The 17,877-nt window shown below is 70.0% G+C and carries 18 protein-coding genes; 4 read left to right on the top strand and 14 right to left on the bottom strand.

Features of this window, described 5'->3' with window-relative positions:
* Positions 1–107: 107 nt before the first annotated feature.
* On the bottom strand, positions 108–1,112 hold the full coding sequence (locus BLU81_RS46705; protein ID WP_092556113.1) for a LacI family DNA-binding transcriptional regulator: 1,005 nt from the start codon (positions 1,110–1,112) through the stop codon (positions 108–110).
* A gap of 76 nt (positions 1,113–1,188) precedes the next feature.
* On the opposite strand from BLU81_RS46705, the gene BLU81_RS46700 reads away from it, so the two are divergent.
* Positions 1,189–2,988, top strand: coding sequence for a glycoside hydrolase family 35 protein (locus BLU81_RS46700; RefSeq protein ID WP_092556111.1), 1,800 nt, complete (start codon positions 1,189–1,191; stop codon positions 2,986–2,988).
* A 53-nt stretch (positions 2,989–3,041) separates the two neighbouring features.
* Here the strand turns inward: BLU81_RS46700 and BLU81_RS46695 are convergent, their stop codons facing one another.
* The 11 genes from BLU81_RS46695 to BLU81_RS46645 form a co-directional block, all read right to left on the bottom strand.
* A complete protein-coding gene (locus tag BLU81_RS46695) occupies positions 3,042–3,527 on the bottom strand; it encodes a flavin reductase family protein (protein WP_092556109.1) in 486 nt (161 codons plus the stop codon).
* Entirely contained in the window at positions 3,520–3,999 is a 480-nt protein-coding gene (locus tag BLU81_RS46690) for an NADPH-dependent FMN reductase (protein ID WP_092556107.1), read from the bottom strand. The genes BLU81_RS46695 and BLU81_RS46690 overlap by 8 nt, the downstream gene beginning before the upstream one ends.
* 111 nt (positions 4,000–4,110) lie before the next feature.
* Positions 4,111–4,533 carry a hypothetical protein gene (locus tag BLU81_RS46685; RefSeq protein WP_092556105.1) on the bottom strand — a complete coding sequence of 141 codons (423 nt, stop codon included), beginning with the start codon at positions 4,531–4,533 and terminating at the stop codon, positions 4,111–4,113.
* A gap of 41 nt (positions 4,534–4,574) precedes the next feature.
* On the bottom strand, positions 4,575–4,973 hold the full coding sequence (locus BLU81_RS46680) for a riboflavin kinase (protein WP_092556103.1): 399 nt from the start codon (positions 4,971–4,973) through the stop codon (positions 4,575–4,577).
* Positions 4,970–6,175 (bottom strand): MFS transporter, encoded by a 1,206-nt coding sequence (locus BLU81_RS46675; protein WP_092556101.1) that lies wholly within the window; start codon positions 6,173–6,175, stop codon positions 4,970–4,972. The genes BLU81_RS46680 and BLU81_RS46675 overlap by 4 nt, the downstream gene beginning before the upstream one ends.
* The gene (locus tag BLU81_RS46670) at positions 6,175–7,509 is read right to left on the bottom strand and encodes an NtaA/DmoA family FMN-dependent monooxygenase (RefSeq protein ID WP_092556100.1); all 1,335 of its coding nucleotides are present in this window, start codon (positions 7,507–7,509) and stop codon (positions 6,175–6,177) included. The genes BLU81_RS46675 and BLU81_RS46670 overlap by 1 nt, the downstream gene beginning before the upstream one ends.
* On the bottom strand, positions 7,506–8,147 hold the full coding sequence (locus BLU81_RS46665) for a cysteine hydrolase family protein (protein ID WP_092556098.1): 642 nt from the start codon (positions 8,145–8,147) through the stop codon (positions 7,506–7,508). The genes BLU81_RS46670 and BLU81_RS46665 overlap by 4 nt, the downstream gene beginning before the upstream one ends.
* Positions 8,144–9,193: an LLM class flavin-dependent oxidoreductase gene (locus BLU81_RS46660; protein ID WP_092556096.1), complete on the bottom strand. Its 1,050-nt coding sequence runs from the start codon at positions 9,191–9,193 to the stop codon at positions 8,144–8,146. Before BLU81_RS46660 ends, BLU81_RS46665 begins: the two co-directional genes overlap by 4 nt.
* A gap of 23 nt (positions 9,194–9,216) precedes the next feature.
* Complete coding sequence (locus tag BLU81_RS46655) at positions 9,217–10,284, bottom strand: ABC transporter substrate-binding protein (RefSeq protein ID WP_092556094.1); 1,068 nt, start codon at positions 10,282–10,284, stop codon at positions 9,217–9,219.
* A 57-nt stretch (positions 10,285–10,341) separates the two neighbouring features.
* Positions 10,342–11,145, bottom strand: coding sequence for an ABC transporter permease (locus BLU81_RS46650; RefSeq protein ID WP_092556092.1), 804 nt, complete (start codon positions 11,143–11,145; stop codon positions 10,342–10,344).
* The gene (locus BLU81_RS46645) at positions 11,142–11,951 is read right to left on the bottom strand and encodes an ABC transporter ATP-binding protein (protein WP_092556090.1); all 810 of its coding nucleotides are present in this window, start codon (positions 11,949–11,951) and stop codon (positions 11,142–11,144) included. Before BLU81_RS46645 ends, BLU81_RS46650 begins: the two co-directional genes overlap by 4 nt.
* A 325-nt stretch (positions 11,952–12,276) precedes the next feature.
* Between BLU81_RS46645 and BLU81_RS46640 the strand changes: the two genes are divergently transcribed.
* On the top strand, positions 12,277–12,576 hold the full coding sequence (locus BLU81_RS46640) for a MerR family DNA-binding transcriptional regulator (protein WP_092556088.1): 300 nt from the start codon (positions 12,277–12,279) through the stop codon (positions 12,574–12,576).
* A gap of 51 nt (positions 12,577–12,627) precedes the next feature.
* Here the strand turns inward: BLU81_RS46640 and BLU81_RS46635 are convergent, their stop codons facing one another.
* Complete coding sequence (locus BLU81_RS46635) at positions 12,628–13,287, bottom strand: response regulator (protein WP_092556086.1); 660 nt, start codon at positions 13,285–13,287, stop codon at positions 12,628–12,630.
* On the bottom strand, positions 13,284–14,420 hold the full coding sequence (locus BLU81_RS46630; RefSeq protein ID WP_092556084.1) for a sensor histidine kinase: 1,137 nt from the start codon (positions 14,418–14,420) through the stop codon (positions 13,284–13,286). The genes BLU81_RS46635 and BLU81_RS46630 overlap by 4 nt, the downstream gene beginning before the upstream one ends.
* Before the next feature lie 126 nt (positions 14,421–14,546).
* On the opposite strand from BLU81_RS46630, the gene BLU81_RS46625 reads away from it, so the two are divergent.
* Entirely contained in the window at positions 14,547–15,296 is a 750-nt protein-coding gene (locus BLU81_RS46625; protein WP_197686074.1) for an ABC transporter ATP-binding protein, read from the top strand.
* The gene (locus BLU81_RS46620; protein ID WP_092556082.1) at positions 15,293–17,737 is read left to right on the top strand and encodes an FtsX-like permease family protein; all 2,445 of its coding nucleotides are present in this window, start codon (positions 15,293–15,295) and stop codon (positions 17,735–17,737) included. Before BLU81_RS46625 ends, BLU81_RS46620 begins: the two co-directional genes overlap by 4 nt.
* Positions 17,738–17,877: the final 140 nt, after the last annotated feature.

Raw genomic sequence — 17,877 nt, 5'->3', positions numbered from 1 at the left:
GTGGTCCTTCCCGTGGCCGGGGCATGCCACGTCATCCGTGCTAGAACCGATCCGGCGGGCCGGATGTTGTTACGGTGGCATCGATAACATGAACACGCAAGACCTAGTTATCGATCAGTGACCCGCGGTGCCGTGGTGGACTCCCGCACCGACAGCGACGGTGGTTCGATCTCCGGTTCCCCGGCCCCTTGCAGCAGCAGGGTGACCGCGGCCGCGCCGGAGGCGTAGAAGTCCTGGCGGACCGTGGTCAGCGGCGGCGCGCAGTAGGCGGCCAGCTCGATGTCGTCCACACTCACGATCGACACGTCGCCGGGCACCGAACGGCCCCGCTCGCGCAGCGCCCGGATGATCCCGAAGGCCATCTCGTCACTGGCCGCGAAAACCGCCGTGACCTCGGGAATCATCGCCAGGATCTGCCCCTGGCGGTACCCCGACGCCGGTGACCAGTCGCCCTCCAGGACCGGCGGCGTCTCGATCCCGGCCGCGGCCAGGCACTCCCGCCAGCCCTCCCGGCGCTGCCGGGCCTCGATCCACTCGTCCGGCCCGGCCACGTGCCAGACCTGGCGGTGCCCGAGGTCGAGCAGGTGCTGGGTGGCGACCCGGCCGGCGGCCCGCTGGTCTATCCCGAGCACCCGGGCGCCGGCGGTCCGTGAGCCGTCCACGGTGACCGTCGGGATGTCCCGGGTGATGTCCTCCATCTTCTGGGTCACCGAGATCAGCGGCACCGCGATCACGATGCCGTCGACGCCCTGATCAGCGAGTTTGGTCAGGGCCCGCTCCATCAGTCCGGTGTCCAGGCGGGCTATGGTCGCGATGCTGACCGCATACCCCGCCTCGCCGGCGGCGGCCTCGACACCGGCGGTGACCGCCGAGCGGGAGTAGTAGCCGCCGGACTGCAGCACGATCAGGCCGATGGTGTGGCTGCGCCCGGAGGAGAGCATCTTGGCGGCGTTGTTGAACCGGTAGCCGAGCTGCTCGACGGCGGCCAGCACCCGCTGTTTCGTCTCCGGGTTGACGTTGGGCGAGCCGCGCAGCGTGCGGGACACCGTCTGCGCCGAGACCCCGGCCGCCAGGGCCACGTCGGCCATGCTCGGCTGCCGTCCGCCATTCATGCGCCCTCCCACTGCTCGGTGCCGGTCGATAATACTGCCGTTGTTACGGATGGCATCGATAACATAGGCTCGCGCCGTGATCGAGCTTTCCGCGCCGGAGACCACGGCGCTCACCTGGTCCGGTCGCCGGCTGTATCGGCGAGGCGCCGAACACCAGATCCTCTCCGGCGCCCTGCACTACTTCCGGGTCCACCCGCGGCTGTGGCGTGACCGGATCCGGCGGCTCGCCGACCTGGGCCTCAACACCGTCGACACCTACGTGCCGTGGAACTTCCACCAGCCGCGATCGGACCGGGCACCGGACTTCGAAGGTTGGCGGGACCTGGCCGGGTTCCTCGAGATGATCGGTGCGGAGGGGCTCGACGCGATCGTGCGGCCCGGGCCGTACATCTGCGCCGAATGGTCCAACGGTGGGCTGCCCAGTTGGCTCACCGGGCGTGACGTCGCGTTGCGGAGTTCCGACCCCGGGTTCACTACGCCGGTCGGTCGCTGGTTTGACATGCTCATCCCTCGGCTAGCCGTACTTCAGGCAGGTAATGGCGGGCCGATCGTCGCCGTGCAGGTGGAGAACGAGTTCGGTAGTTACGGTGACGACCACGCCTACCTGCGCTGGAACCGCGACGCGCTGACCGACCGCGGCATCACCGAACTGCTGTTCACCGCGGACGGCCCCACCGAACTCATGCTCGACGGCGGCACCCTGCCCGGCACCCTCGCCGCCGCCACCCTCGGCTCCAAACCGGAAGCCGCCCGGGCCCTGCTCGCCGCCCGCCGCGACGGCGAGCCGTTCATCGTCGCCGAGTTCTGGAACGGCTGGTTCGACCACTGGGGCGAACGCCACCACGTGCGCGGCGTCGACAGCGCGCTCGGCACCCTGCGGGGCATCGTCGCCGACGGCGGCAGCGTCAGCATCTACATGGCACACGGCGGCACCAATTTCGGGCTGTGGGCCGGCGCCAACGAGACCGGCGGGGTCCTGCAGCCGACGATCACCAGCTACGACTCGGACGCGCCGATCGCCGAGGACGGCACGCTGACTCCCAAGTTCTGGGCGATGCGCGAGGTGCTGGGGGCGCGGGGCGAGTTACGCGTACCACCGCGATCGCCTACCCTGGCCCCACGGACCGTGACGTTGCGGCAGACCTCGGGTCTTCTCGCCGCTCTGCGGCACGGCACGGCACAGGTGTCGTCTTCGACCCGGCCGGCCTCCTTCGAGAAGATGGGCCTGGACGCGGGATTCGCGCTGCACACGGCACATCCGCGGGTCCCGGCCGGCGACCACACTGTGACCCTTGCTGACGTACGCGACATCGCACTCGTCTTCGCCGACGGCCACCTGCTCGGCACTGTCGGACCGGGCACCGGAACCGTCCCGATCCGGGGCACCGGCACCCCGGTCCGGCTGGAGATCCTGGTGGAGAGCCTGGGCCGGGTGAACTACGGCCCCGGTGTCGGCGCGCACAAGGGCCTGCTCGGCCCGGTGCTGCTCGATCGTCGCATCGTGCAGAACTGGGTGAACGCCCCGATCCCGGTCCCCGAGTGGACCGCCGCCGACCTGTCCTCGATGACCACAGCCGGGTCCGTCGAGGACAGCGGCCCGGGTTTCTGGACCGGCGACCTGGACGTCCCCGAACCCGCCGACACGTTCCTGGCCCTGCCCGGCTCCGGGCGCGGCCTGATCTGGATCAATGACTTCCTGCTCGGCCGGTACTGGAAGATCGGCCCGCAGGTCACCCTCTACTGCCCGGCCCCGCTGCTGCGTCCCGGCGCCAACACCGTCACGGTCCTGGAACTGGATCAACCGGGCGGTGTCCTGGAACTACGCGCCCGCCCGGAACTGGGCCCCACCGAGGAGTACATCGAGGAGTTCGACTGACCCGGAGCCCCCACGTGCCGAGTTGAGCACAACGACTCGGCACGTAGGGCGGGTCAGGCGGCTTGGAGGCGTTCGAAGGCGCCGTTGAAGAAGAGCAGCGGCTGGCGGCCCGGGGTGCTCTCCAGGTCGACGACCCGGCCGATGGTCAGGTAGTGGTCGCCGGTCTCCAGGTCGCGTTCCAGTTCACAGTCGATGCTGGCCAGCACGCCGTCCAGGACCGGGCTGCCGGTGACACCGGGACGCCAGCCGACGCCCTGCCACTTGTCGGTGCCGCTGCGGGCGAACTGGCGGCACAACTGTTCCTGACCGGCTTCCAGGATGTTGACGCAGAACGCGCCGGCCCGCCGGATCAGCGGGTACGACTGCGAGGTGCGCGACGGCGAGAACGCGATCAGCGGCGGATCCAGCGACAGACTGAAAAAGGACTGGCAGGTCAGCCCCACCGGGACGCCGTCGACGACGGCGGTGACGACGGTGACGCCGGAGGCGAAACCGCCCAGGACACGGCGGAACTCACGCGCGCGGGACTGGTCAGACATTCAGGGCCGCCGTGTTCTCGGCCGCCCACGCCGCGGTGATCTCGGTCAGCTCGGCCATCCGGGACATCACCAGATAAAGACCCCGGGTCGGTACGGAGGCACCGAGCTCCACCAGCAGCGGGCGCAGGTACGCCTCGACGGCCAGGGCGTGGTCCGGCGCGCCACCGGTCATCACCGGCACCGCGACCACGCCGGCCAGGCCGTTGCTCGGGTAGCGGTCCAGGAACGCCTTGAGCATCCCGGTGTAGGTGGCCTTGTAGGTGGGCGACGCCACGACCAGCAGGTCACAGGCGGCGACCTTGGCGGTCAGTTCGTCCAGGACCGGGTCGCCCCAGGTGAACAGCCGTTCAGCGTGGTCGGCCAGATCGATCGTCTCGACGACGTCGCCCGGCAGCACACCGGCGACGGCTTCGGCCACCGCCAAGGTTCGGGAGCGGGGCTTGGGGTTGCCCACCACGATCGCGATTCTCATGACTTTCCTTCACAGTTGCCGGGAATTTCAGCTACCGCGGAGCCGTCCGGAATGGTCGCCAGGCACATCGGTTAGGGATGAGACCGGGGAATCCTGCGGAGATCAACGGGGTCAGGCGTGCTGCAACGGAGCCGGCTTACCGGCGGCGTCGAAGATCCACACCTCGATGCCCAGGTCACGGGCGGCCCGGGTGGTCCACCCGGACGGCGTGAAGACCTGAGCGACGGTCTCGCTGACACAGAGCACGGCCCGGCTCTCCGGGAACATCGCACTGCGCAGCCAGGTCAGTTTGAACATGTCGGCCATCACCTTGTTGCGGTGCAGGGACCGGAAGGTGCCCTGGTTGCCGACCATCTGCACGAGCAGATCGCAGCCCTCGTCGGCGCCCTCGATCTCCAGGCGGGTGCCGTCCCCGAGGTCGATCGAGCGGGGCCGCAGCGAGACACCGAACTCGTCACCCAGTGCCAGCAGCATCGCGCGCTCGATGCTCTCCGGGCCGAAACGGCGCCAGCCACGTTCGTCGCCGTCAGACATGGGTACCACCCTACGTCCACACACCGGCGATCTCGTGCCCATCAGGGGGACCACGGCAACTCCTCCACTGTCTCACCGCCGGCGAGCCGCCGGGCGTACCGCTCGTCGGTGCGCATCGCGTCGACCAGCGCCGCGGCGTCCCGGAACCGCGTCTGCCCGCGGATCAGGGTGACGATCTCCACCCGGGCGGTCTTCGCGTACATGTCCTCGTCCCGGTCCAGCACGTAGGCCTCGGCACTGCGCGCGCCGGAGCCGAAGGTCGGGTTGGTGCCGATCGACACCAACGCCGCATCGGTACGGCCGTCAACGGTGAACCGGCCGAAGTAGACACCGTCCGGCGGCAGTGACCCGGGATCGGTCACGTCCAGATTGGCGGTGGGGAAGCCCATCGGCCGGCCCCGCCCCGCACCGTGCACGACCTCGCCGATGATCACGGTCACGGCACCTCCACCAGCGGGCGAACCGGGCGCCGGATCAGGGCCCCGGTCATCGCGAGCGCGGCCGCCAGGAAGACCACTCCCAGCAGAACGCAGGCGGCCAGGTCGCCCGCCAGACCGGCGACGCCGAAGACGGCCAGTGGCCCGACAGCGGCGCCGACGTCACCCGCGGTCCGGGTCAGGCCGATCACCGCACCGGCCGCATCCGCCGGGAAGGCTTCGCCGGTGACCACCCCCGGGAGTACCCCCATCACACTCGTAGCCAGCGAGTACACCACGATCGCCGCACTGAACCCGAGGGGCGCGTGCAACAGGGGGAGAGCCGCCAGCGCGATCGCCCCGGCGACTCCGGCGGGCAGCATCAGGCTGTTGCGGGCGCCCCCGTCCACCCACCGGCCGATCAGCGGCATCGCGGCCAGGCTGGCGATCGTCCCGGCGGCGGTGGCCAGCCCGAGCGTGAAGGGGGTGAGGCCACCGCTGTCGTAGGCGAGCACCGGAACGAGGCCCTGCTCCCCCGCGAACCGGACCAGGAAGGTGGCGAACGACAGTCCGCACAACGCCACCAGGAGCGCCCGGTTCGGGTTCCGGGCACCCGAACCCGAAGCCGGCGCGGCGGACGGGGCCGCCGCGACCGGGGCCGACCAGTAGAGACGCGCCGGACGGGCCGCGTCCCAGAGCAGGCAGGCCACCGCGGGCAGGGCGGCGATCGCGAAGGTCCACGCCGGGCCGACCAGCCCGACCACCGAGCCGCCGAGGACCGCTCCGGCCGCGCCCGCGCTCATCTGCACCACCGTGGCGGTGGCCATCACCGAGCCGCGCCGCCCGGCCGGGGCTCCGGCGACGAGCAGAGCGAACCCGATGGTCACCGCGGCGCCACCGAACACCCCGGCGACCAGGCGGAAGCCGAGCAGCGTGGCGGTGGAGCCGGCCAGGCCGGTGAGGGCCGTGACGACGACCAGCGCCAGCATCACGGCCCACAGGTAGGCACGGGCCGGCAGCCGCCGCAGGGCCAGCCCGGCCGGGACGTTGGCGATCACCCGGCCGACCGCGAACGCGGCCACCACCGGGCCGAGCACACCGACAGCGATCCCGTACTCGTCCAGGTAGAGCGGCAGCACCGGCACCGTGACACCCCAGGTCATCTGGGCGGTGCCGATGAGTGCGCAGATCAGCACGGTCTGTTCGAAAGCGGCCGGGGGTTTCATCAGATCGCCAGGTTCTCGCGCAGGGTCCGGCCCGGGTAGCGCGGGGCGAGGGCACCGCGGCGGCGCAGTTCCGGTGCGAGCAGTTCGGCGACGTCGGCCAGCCCGGACGGCATGGCCAGCGGACTGGACAGCATGTAGCCGCCCCGCTCCCCGGTCTGCGCGAAGTTCTCCTCCAGGTGGTCGGCGACGGCCGCCGGGTCCCCGATCACGGTGTGGTCCAGGCCGGTGGCGCTGGTCCAGCCGTGTTCGAAGAACTCGGTACGGCTCATCTGGTAGTCCTCGCCGTGTTCGGCGAGGAGGGTGCCGATCAGCCCGGACGGTGACGCCTGCGCCTGTTCGGCCTGCTGGCGCAGTTCACCGAGCGGGAACGACGCGGGCAGCTTGGAGAAGTCGATGCCGGCGTTGTGTGACAGGAACGCGCCGACCGCCTCCTCGCTCCAGAAGGCGAGCACCTCGTCGCGGCGGGCACGGGCCTCGTCGAGAGTACGGCCGACGATCACCTGGGTGGCCCACAGGATGCCGACCTTCGCCGGGTCACGGCCGCCGGTGGTGAGCGCGGCGTCCAGCAGGGTACGGTGCCGCTGCTGGGAGGCGACGCTGCCGCCGAACCCGAACACCAGGTCGGCGAAACGGGCCGAGGCGGCGATGCCCCGGGGCGAGTTGCCCGCCTGGACCAGCATCGGGGCGATCTGCGGGCTGGGGATGCTGGGCAGCGGGCCGCGTACGTCGAAGTATTTGCCGTGGTGGTCGATCCGGGAGACCTTGGCCGGGTCGGCGAACCGCCCGGTCTCCCGGTCCCGGATCACCGCGTCCGGCGCCACCGACGCCCACAACGCCTGGCAGACGTCGATGAACTCCTCCATCCGCTCGTACCGCTCGCCGTGGGCCATCAGCTTGTCGAAGCCGTAGTTGGCGGCGTCGGCGCTGCGGGTGGAGGCGACCACGTTGAACGCGATCCGGCCGCCGGTGACGTGGTCGAGCGAGTTGAGCAGGCGGGCGGTGTAGAAGGGGTGCATGAACGTCGACGAGTAGGTGAGGCCGAACCCGATGTGGTCGGTCACCGTGGACATCGCCGCGATGATCGGGCTCATGTCGTGCCGAGGCCATTGCACGCCCCATTCCACGGCGGCGTCGATCGAGCCACGCCAGGTATCCGGGATGCCGGTGCCGTCGCCGAAGAACAGCATGCCGATCCCGGCGCGTTCGGCGGTCCGGGCCAGTTCCATGTAGATCCGCGGGTCCGGGAAGTCGGTGCCGACCCAGGAGCCACGGCGTGCCCAGCGGCCCTCGGTGTGGGTGAACGACAGATCGAACGCGAGATGCATCCCGGTCATGCGGGCACCCCCTTCCACAGGCTGGTGAGTTCGGCCGCGTCGGTGAGGACGGCGACGTTGAGTTCCAGTTGGTCCAGTGCGGACTGATGCAGGTCGGTGTCGTACGCGGCGGTCGCGTCCCGAGGGATCAGCACCGGCCAGTCCAGTTGGAACGCGTCGGTGGCGGTGGCGGCCACGCAGCACTCGGTGGTCAGGCCGCAGACCGCGAGCCAGCCGATGCCCTCCTGCCGCAGCAGCAGTTCCAGCGAGGTGCCGAGGAAACCGCTGTAGCCACGCTTGACCACTCGGATCTCACCGTCGGCGGGCGCGACCTGCCACCAGTCGGCGCCGGGAGTGCCGAGTACGCAGGGCTCGTCCGGTCCGTAGGGTGCGGCCGGGTCGCCGTGGCGCAGCCAGGCACTGGCCTTCCACGGGCGGTCCGGATCGCTGCCGAGCGCCACCCAGACCACCGGCACGCCGTTGTCGCGGGCTGCCGCAACCAGCTCCGCGACGGTCTCGACCGCGGCGGCGACGGTGGGCAGGTCCGCTCCGTACTCGGCGATGACCTCGGGGTCGGCGAAGGACCGCTGGACGTCGACGACGACCAGGGCCGGCCGGCCGGTCAGCGCGGCCAGCTGGGATTCCCGCAACTCGGTCATCCGTCGGCTCGCAGCCGGGGCAGGACCGTCTCGCCGAACGGGATCATGTCGGCGTGGTAGTCGGGGAAGATCAGCATCAGGCCGTCCAGTTCGGCGGTGTCGACGATCTGCCGGATGTGGGCGTGGACGGTGTCGGGGCTGCCGGTGACGTACGGCGTCTGGAACGCCTCGGCCCCGGTCGCCCCGTCGGCCCAGGCGCGGGCCACGTCGGCGGGGATGCCCCAGGAGGTGCGCATCCCGATCAGCGCCTGCTTGTCCAGCCCCGCCGAGTAGGCCTTGGCCTTGGCCTCGGCGGCCGCGTCGGTCTCGTCCAGGACGACGGTCAGCATCGAGTACGTCTTGCACTGCCGTCCCAGCTCGGCGGCCCGGTCGTGGACGGATCGGGAGAAGTCGCGCATCTGGTCGAGGCTGTCGGCGCTAAGGAACGCGCCGTCGGCGTACTTCGCCTGGAACTCGCGTCCCCGGTCGGACCGTCCGGCGCTGATGATGGTCGGCCGGCTGGCCGGGTGCGGCCGGGACTCGCAGTCCTCCAGGGTGAAGAAGTCGCTCTTCATGGTGACGCTGTCCTCGGTCCACAGCCGGTTGACGGCCTCGGTCCACTCCTCGGTCATCCGGTACCGGTCGGCGTGCGACAGAGCCTCGTCCCAGAGGCCCATCTGCTGGAACTCGGCGGCGTACGAGCCGTTGACGATGTTCATCCCGGCCCGGCCACCGGAGACGTCCTGGAGGGTGGTGTACATCTTCGCGGCGATCGCCGGGTGGTGGATGTTGGCGTGCATGGTCGCCCAGATCTTGACCCGGCTGGTGGCTTCGGCCAGGGCCGACATCATGGTCATCGACTCCAGGGTCTGGCCCCAGTGGTCGGTGGTGCCGCCGAAGCCCTTCCACTTGGCCATCGACATGATGAAGTCCAGGCCGATGGCTTCCGCGTCGACCGCCACCCTGCGGTTGTAGGCGTAGGTGGCCTCCGGGTGCGGAGCCGTCTCGGAGATCATCCAGCCGCCGTTACCGATCGGCAGGAACACCCCGTACTCTTTGTCGGACATCGATACCTCTTCGATTGCGGGAATTACGGGGCGGGCCAGACGAGCTTGTCGCCGGAGTAGATTTCCTTGATGTAGGACGTGTTGAATTCGCCTGCGCCGGTCGCCGGGTCGATGTCGGCTTTGCCGTAGGTGTTGAGCAGCGCCACCAGCGACTGCACGTTGCCGGTGTCGATGGTGCCCAGCGGAGTGCCGGCCTTCAGGGTCTCCCGGATCACCTCGACCTCGGTCTGCCAGATGTTCAGATTGTGCTTCTCGTCGTAACCCGCACCGGTGAGGTCGCCGGCGGCCTTGACACATTCGGCGCCGTTGGTCTCGCAGTAGGCGAAGGCGTGCAGGCCGGCGCGCAGGAAGTCCTGGACCGCGGTCGGGTGCTCGGCGGCGAACTTCGGGTTGACCGCCATCGCGCCGAGCGAACCGGGCACGTCGTAGTCGTACGGACGCCAGACCTTGACCTCGGTGTTCGCCGCCTTGAGCTGGTTGGGCTCGTTGGAGATGAAACCGGTCAGCGACTTGACCTGGCCGCGCGGCAGGATCGACGGGTCGTAACCGACCACCACCTGCTTGATCGAGTCGTAGTCCGCGCCGGCCTTCTTCAGCATCGCCTGCACGCCGATCGGCATGGCGCCCTTCTGACCGAGGGTGGTGCCGTCGAGCTGCTTGAGGTCGGCGATCTCCGGCATGGTCATCAGGATCTCCAGACCCACCCGGGAGTACGTGGAGACGCCCTGCACCTTGATGCCGTTCGCGTTGGCCGACAGCACGTCCTGCTGGCTGACCGGGCTGACCGTCACCTGCCCGCTGGCCAGCAGCTTCGTGTTCTGGCTGGTGTCACCGGTACCGGGCTTCATGTCCACGTCCAGGCACATCGCCTTGAAGTAGCCCAGTTTGTCGGCCGCCACGTACTCCAGGATGGAGGCCGAGGCCTGCCACTGGTAGCCGGACAGGTAAGTGATCTTGCCGGCGGCCTTGTTCTGCGCGCACCGCTCGCTGGAGATCGCGGTGGCGGCCGCGGGCGACGGCTCCTGTTCGGGGGTGGAGCAGGCGGTTATCGACAACGCGGCGACAGCAGCGAACAGGATACGAAATTTCATGATATGCACTCCTAGGTTTCCGGGCAGGGCAAACCGAACAGGCGTACGGGGTGACTCTTACTTGCCGGCGCTCTGGGTCTCGTGCCAGTGCAGGAGACGGCGCTCCAGCAGGGTCACGAACAGCAGCAGCAGCGAGCCGAGCACCGCGAGGATCGCGATGGAGGCGTAGACGGCGGACAGCCGGTTCATCGAGGACGCCAGGCTGATCGCGGTACCGAGACCCTCGGAGGATCCGGCCGCGGACAACTCGGCGACCACCGCACCCACCACCGACAGCGGGAACACGATGCGCAGGGCGGCGAACAGGTACGGCAGCGCGCTGGGGATCCGCAGGTACCAGAGCGTCTCCAGCCGGGACGCGTGCACCGTGCGGTAGACCTGCAGCACCGGCAACGGCACCGCGCGCAGCCCGACCGACGTGTTGATCAGCACCGGGAAGAAGCAGATCAGCCCGGTGACGATGAGTTTCGGCGCGGCACCGAACCCGAAGGCCACCACCAGCGCCGGGGCGATCGCCACCAGCGGCGTCACGTTCAGGATCACCGCCACCGGCATGATCGCCCGGCGGGCCAGGGTGAACTCGCTGACGAGCACGCCGATCACGAAAGCGCCCAGTCCGCCGAGCACCAGCCCGCCGAGTGCCTCGCGCAACGTCACGTACGCGTTGCGCAGGTAGTAGCCGGCGTCCTCGACCAGGGTGGCGCCGATGTCACCGAGCGGCGGCAGCAGGTACGGCATCCGCTGTGCGCCCCACTGCCAGAGCAGGCCCAGCACGATCATCATCAGCACCAGCGGCAGCCAGAACGACGGCCGCAGGAACGACAGGTCGGGTCGCCGGCGGGTGCGGATCGCGGCCGTCATGAGGCCGCTCCCTGGAAAGCCCCGCGGAGCCGGTCGCGAACCAGGTCCTCGTAGTGGTGGAAATGCGCCGTCTTGAGGATCGCCTGCCCCCGCGGGCGCGGCAGATCGATGTCCAGGACGTCGATGATCCGGCCCGGGTACGGCGCCATCACCACGATCTTGTCGGAGAGCCGGACCGCCTCGCTGACCGAGTGGGTCACGAACAGCACGGTCGCCTTCAGCTCGTCCCACAGGTCCAGCAGCTGCTCCTGCAGCGACTCCCGGGTGAACTCGTCCAGCGCCGAGAACGGCTCGTCCATCAGCAGCACGTCCGGGTGCAGGCCGAACGCCCGCACGATCGCGGCCCGCTGCTGCATGCCGCCGGAGATCTGCGACGGCAGCTTGTGCATCACGTCGTGCAGGCCGGCCTTGCGCAGCAGTTCCACCATGTCCGGGGCGCCGGTGCCGGCCGCGGCGCGCCGTTTGCGGCCCGCCGACCGGTTGACCTTCGCGGGCAGTGAGACGTTCTTCAGCACCGACAGCCAGGGCAGCAGTGCCGGGGTCTGCGGGACCAGGCCGAGCATCTTGTGCTCGGCGGCCTGCGCCGGGGTGACCCCGCCGACGTGCACCGCGCCGCCGTCCGGCTGTTCCAAGCCGGCGATCACCCGCAGGAGCGTGGACTTGCCACAGCCGCTGGGGCCGATCACGCTGACGAAGGTGCCGGCCGAAATCGTCAGGCTGACGTCGTCGAGTGCGGTCAGCGAGCCGCCGGTTCCGATGTCGTAGACGCGCCGCACCCGGTCCACCCGGATCGCCTCGGCACTCACGTGAAACGCTCGCGAATCATGTCGATCAATATGTCGAACAATGCGGTCTCCAGACAAGCACGAAATGTCTATGGAGCCGGAGAAGCGTGCGAGGCGAATACGAGGATGTGCGTCGCGAGACTCAAGCTGAAGGAGAAGCTAGGGACCGGATGAGTCGGCGTGGAGTAGCCGGAGTTTCCGGATCGTTAACTCGGGTAGGGTCGGACGGCCCTACCCGAGCACCCGCTACAGAGCGGCGATCTCCTGCTGGAAGCGGGCCTCGGCCGACCACGAGTTGACGCCTGTGGACTGAGTTGCCGGCCGTGGCCGGTCATATGATGGCGATATGGGCGTTGCTGGACGGCTGGTGTCCGCTGCGACCGCGGCGCAGCGGCTGGGTGTGTCGACGAGGACTTTGCGGCGGTATACCGCCGACGGCACGTTGCCGGATCGGCGGTCACCGGGTGGTCGGCGGGTGTTCGATCCGGATGAGTTGTCCAGATTGACTGCTCGGCGCGGGGACGTTCCCGTGGTTGTTGGGGCGCTCGCGCTGCGCGCTCTCAAGGCTGATGTGGGCGCGGATGGAGTTATCGGCACCCACAGCGTCCGCGACGGGCTGATCAACGAGTATTCGCAGGCTGCGTAGCCGAAACCGAGCATTCGAACGGCGCAGGACTGGAATGCGCAGTATCAGCAGTTAGCCGGGCCTTTGCCCGGCGCCGTTCTGGTAGGCCCAGATGACGACATTCACGCGGTCGCGAACGCCAATTTTGGCCAGCACCCGGCCGACGTGGGTTTTGACGGTCACCTCGGCCAGGTGCAGGCGGTCGGCGATTTCGGCGTTGCTTGCGCCCGCCACGATCAGGTCGAAGACGTCCCGCTCCCGGCTGGTGAAGTTGTCCAGCAGCGCCGACGGTCGTGGCGGGTCCGGGCGGCGGGCGGTGACCAGGCGGTGTGTCGTCGACGGGGCGAGGACCGAACCGCCGTGGTGGACTGTCCGGATCGCCGCAGTCAGGCCTTCGGCTGTGGTGTCCTTCAGCAGGTATCCACTGGCGCCCGCGGCCAGGATGCGGCTGGCGTACTCATCGTTGTCGTACGTGGTCAGCGCGAGGATCTTCGGAGGGTGATCGGTGCCGTCGAGGATCGCGCGGGCCGCAGCGATACCGTCTAGACGGGGCATCCGGATGTCCATGAGCACCACGTCGGGACGGAATTCCGCGGTCAGCCGGACCGCCTCGGCGCCGTCCGAGGCCGTCGCGACCACCCGCATGTCCGGGGCGGCGCCGACGACCATGGCGAAACCGGTGCGGACGAGGTCCTGGTCGTCGGCGATCAGCACGTCGATCTGCTCGGTCATGAGACGGGCAGGTCCAGACGAGTGAGGGGCCAGCGGGTGACCACGCTGAAGTCCTGGCCGGCCGTTATCTCGCAGTCGCCGTTGAACAACGAGCACCGCTGCCGGATCCCGGACAGCCCGCGACCCTCCCGGGGCGAGCCGCCGCCGGCGCCGGCCAGCGGGCTGGTCACCGTGACCTCGAGGCGCGCCGGCGTCCACACAAGCCGGAGAAGCGCCCGCCGCTGAGGCGCGTGTTTGAGCACGTTGGTCAGTGACTCCTGGATGACCCGGTACACCGCCAGGTCCATACCGGATGCCAGCGGCTGCTCCTCCCCCGCCACTTCCAGCGTCACGTCGAGGCCGGCGGCAGAGACCCCGCCCAGCAGGTCGGGGAGCTCTCGCAGTCCCTGGGCGAAGTCGTCGCCCTGCATGTCGCAGTCGATCGAGTTCAGGAGCCGCTTCACGTCGGTGAGAGCTTCCCGTCCGATGTGCGCGATGCGGTCGAAAAGTGGACCGGCGACGATCGCGTCGGCGCGGGCGGCGACCCGGCCGCCCTCGGCCTGCGCGATGACGGAGGCCAGGGAGTGCGCGATGATGTCGTGCATCTCCTGACTGATGCGGGTGCGTTCCTCGATCGTCGCGAGCCGGGCGCGCATCGCGCTGTCCTGCTCGGCCAGACGGCGGCGGTGCTGCGCGTCGAGGACGGCGGCTCGCTGCTGGCGTTGCATCAGGCCCATCGACCAGGCGGCCAGTGTCGCCGCGACGATCAGCGCGGCGGGCAGCATCGCGGCCGAGAGCAGCCGGTCGTTCAGCGCCCGGGCGGTCACCACCAGACCACCGGCCACGCCGAGCAGCAGGCCGGCGTGGCGCAACCGGGCCGGGCCGTATGCGGCGACCGCATGCCCCGCGACCAGATCGATCAGGTCACCGGGGAACGCGAAGCTTCCGGAGAGAGTCATGTGGATGGCGGAGAGCGCCGCGACCAGCCCGAGGAAGACCACTGGCGCCGAGCGGCGGATGACCAGGGTGACGGCCACGAGCGCCGACCAGTACCACTCCGCCAGACCGGCCAGCCCGAGCAGCAGGCACGCCGTGACGGCGGCGGCCGCGATGGCGGTGTCGACCGTCAGCGTTCTCCTGTCCCAGCTCCACACGTTTTCAGATTAGGGACAGCACGCGCTCGCGGCACCATGCGAGCCCGAGGTCGATACCTTGGTATCGGTCGTCTCGATGCCATGGAGGGATGTGGGCGTACCCGCCTTCTCCTTAACGTCGAAACAGTGATGATGCAGACGACGAGCGGCGAGATGGTCAGCTGCCACAACCTGCGTAAGCGGTACGGGACCGGGGACGCCGCGGTGGTTGCCGTTGACGGGGTGTCGGTCGCTTTCGCGGCGGGCGAGTTCACCGCGATCATGGGCCCGTCCGGTTCGGGGAAGACGACGCTGATGCACCTGCTCGCCGGCCTCGACACGGCGACCGAGGGCGAGGTCAGCCTGGCCGGGGTGCCGCTCGCCGGGTTGGACGACCGCGCGCTCACCGACCTGCGCCGGGACCGGGTCGGCTTCATTTTTCAGGCGTTCAACCTGCTGCCGACGCTGACCGCCGAGCAGAACATCGTGTTGCCGCTGCGGCTGGCCGGCCGGCCCGTCGACCGCGACCGGTTGCAGCGGATCGCCGCGTCGCTGCAGATCGCCGATCGGCTCAGTCACCGCCCGGCCGAACTGTCGGGTGGTCAGCAGCAGCGGGTCGCGGTGGCCCGTGCGCTTCTTACCGAGCCGTCGGTCGTGTTCGCCGACGAGCCGACCGGCGCGCTGGACATCGCCACCGGCCGGGCGTTGCTCGCCGGCCTGCAGACCGCCGCCCGGCAGACCGGTCAGACGATCATCATGGTGACGCACGACGCGGCGGCCGCCACGTATGCCGATCGGGTCCTCATCATGGCCGACGGGCGGCTCTGGGAAGAGCTCCGGGCGCCCACGATGGAGTCGATCGTCGCCGTCATGGCCTCGGTGGCGGTGCCCTCATGATCTTCACGCTCGCCTGGTCGCAGGTCCGGTCGAATCCGGGCCGCCTGCTCGCGATCGTCGCCGCGGTCGTCCTCGCCACCGGCTTCCTGGCCGCTACGGCCACGTTCGCGAGCACGTCGGACGAGGGCCTCCGGCTCACCGCCGCCGCGCCGCTGACCACTGCGGACATCGTGCTCGACGCCGGCGACACGGTGCACGATCCGAACTGGTACCAGGTGACCGGCGGAGTGCCGGGCGTCCGGACCGTGGATGCGCAGTTCGCGCGGACGGTCAGCGTGTTCGGCGGTGCCCGGCGCGGATCGGCCAACGTGCAGAGCATCCCGGCGACCCCGCAGGTTCGCTGGTTCGACATCGACGAAGGAGCCTGGCCCAGCGCGGCCGGCCAGGTCGTCGCCGACCGGCGCACGCTCACCGACCTGGGCGTGGGGGTCGGCGCCACACTCGTCTTCCGGCAGGGCGCGGCCGATCCGGTGACGGTTACCGTGGTCGGCTCGGCCGACCTCGGCTTCCGCCCGCTGACCGGATCGGACTACCGCTTCTACGCCGCTCCGGCATTCTTCGCCGGTGACACGCCGCCTGCCGCCCTGCTGACCGTCGCTGACAGGGACCGGCTGGCCGAGACCGTCGGCGCGGTCGGCAAGGTTCTGCCCCAGGGGGCGACGGCGACCGACGCGTCGGTGGCGGCCGACATGGCCGCCGCCCGGTTCGCCGGCGGCAACACCCAGTTGGTCGTGATAATGCTGGCCTTCGCCGCGGTGGCGCTGCTCGCGTCGATTCTCGTCATCGCCAACACCTTCCAGATGATCGTCTCCCAGCGGATCCGTCAGGTGGCATTGCTGCGGCTGGTCGGCGGGCACCGCCGGCAGGTGAGCCGGGTGGTGCTGACCGAGGCCGCGATCGCCGGGAGCATCGGCGCGGTTCTCGGCGCGGTGGCCGGCGTCGGGATCGGATATCTCGGAGCCGGTCTGCTCGACATCAACGGCGGCGGTCTGGCGGTCAGCCCGATCATGCTGGTGCTGTGCGTTCTCACCGGTGTGGCCGCCACGGTCGTCGCGGCCTGGGCGCCGGCCAGGGGAGCGACCCGGGTGCCGCCGGTACGGGCGCTGCAGGACATTCCCGAAACGCTTCCCGCGCAGGTCCATGGCGGCCGCCGGCTTGCCGTCGGGCTGGCGCTCCTCGTCTTCGCCGTTGGTGCGCTGGTCGGCGCCGGGGTCGGTGCCTCGCTCCCGCTGGCGCTGGTCGGAGGGGTGCTGCTCGCCGCCGGGCTGCTGATCGCGTTACCGTTGGGCATCGCGCTGCTGCTGCCACCGACCGCTCGCGGTTTGGAACGGTTCGGGGTCGCGGCCGGCCTGGCAGGGGGCAGCCTTCGGCAGAACGCGCGCCGGACGGCATCGGCGACGATGGCCGTGGTCGTCGGCGCAGCGCTGATCACCAGCCTGGCCGTGGCATCCGCGAGTGGGCGTGCCACGGTGGAGGCCGACCTCGAGGCGCGTTATCCGGTGGCGGTCAGCGTGCACACCGACGGTGCCGCGATCGACGACCGTACCGTTCAGGCTCTGGCCGGGATACCGGGGCTGAGTACGACCACGGTGCAGACGACCGCCGCGACGTTCCCGGCGGCGGGCAAACCCACGCCGGCCCGAATCGCGTCGATTCCCGCCGGCCTGGGCGGCAGGCTGGCGCCGGAGTTGGGCATGGCCGGCGGCGGCCCGGTTCTGCTGCTGCCCAACGCCTACCTGACTGCTCGCGGGCTGAAGGACGGCGCGCCCATCACGATCAAGGTGGATGACCGCGACGTTCACTTCACCGCCCGGGGCTCCCGGCTGGCCGACACCACCGGGCAACTGCTCGGGGTCGCCTCCGGTGACGCGCTGACCGCCGCCGGGGTCAGGACCGTGCCGACCGCGGTCTGGGGCACCGCACCGGGCGGCTTTGACCGGGAATCGCTGGCAGGCGACGTCAACGCCGTGGCCGCACGCGACGCCGGGGTGGAGGTCGGAGGCGGCCTGACCGAGGGCGGCGACATCATGAACGTCTTGTCAATCCTTCTCGGGCTGTCGCTGGGCATGCTGGCGGTCACCGTGGTGATCGCGCTGCTCGGCATCGCGAACCTGCTCGGCCTGTCGGTGATCGAACGCGCCCGGGAGATGGCGTTGCTGCGGGCGCTCGGCACCCGCAGCAGCCGGCTGCGGGCAATGGTCGCGATCGAGGCGGTCACGATCACCCTGCTCGGCACGGTGGCCGGCATCGTCATCGGGGTGCCGGTCGGGCTGGTCGGCGTGATCGCGGCGGTGGGCCGGCAGGCGGATCCGGTGATCCGGCCGGCCTGGCCACAGCTGGGCCTGGTGCTGGTGGCCGCGGCGGTCACCGGGGTTCTGGCCAGCCTCGCGCCGGCTCGCCGGGCCACGCGGATCGCCCCCGCGGAAGGCCTCGTGCGATAGCTACCGGTCGCACCGCGCGGTCGTACCGCGGCGATCCGAGACGCCGGCCCGGGTGTCTCGGATCGCCGCAGTGCAGAGCTACTTAATTGCCTATAAAACTGTATAATTTGGAACGGCAGTAATTCGATCGTTTTTGTGCA

The sequence above is a fragment of the Actinoplanes derwentensis genome (assembly GCF_900104725.1).
GTDB lineage: Bacteria > Actinomycetota > Actinomycetes > Mycobacteriales > Micromonosporaceae > Actinoplanes > Actinoplanes derwentensis.
The sequence above is the reverse complement of the archived record's forward strand: the minus strand, read 5'-3'. Positions and strand labels throughout refer to the sequence as shown.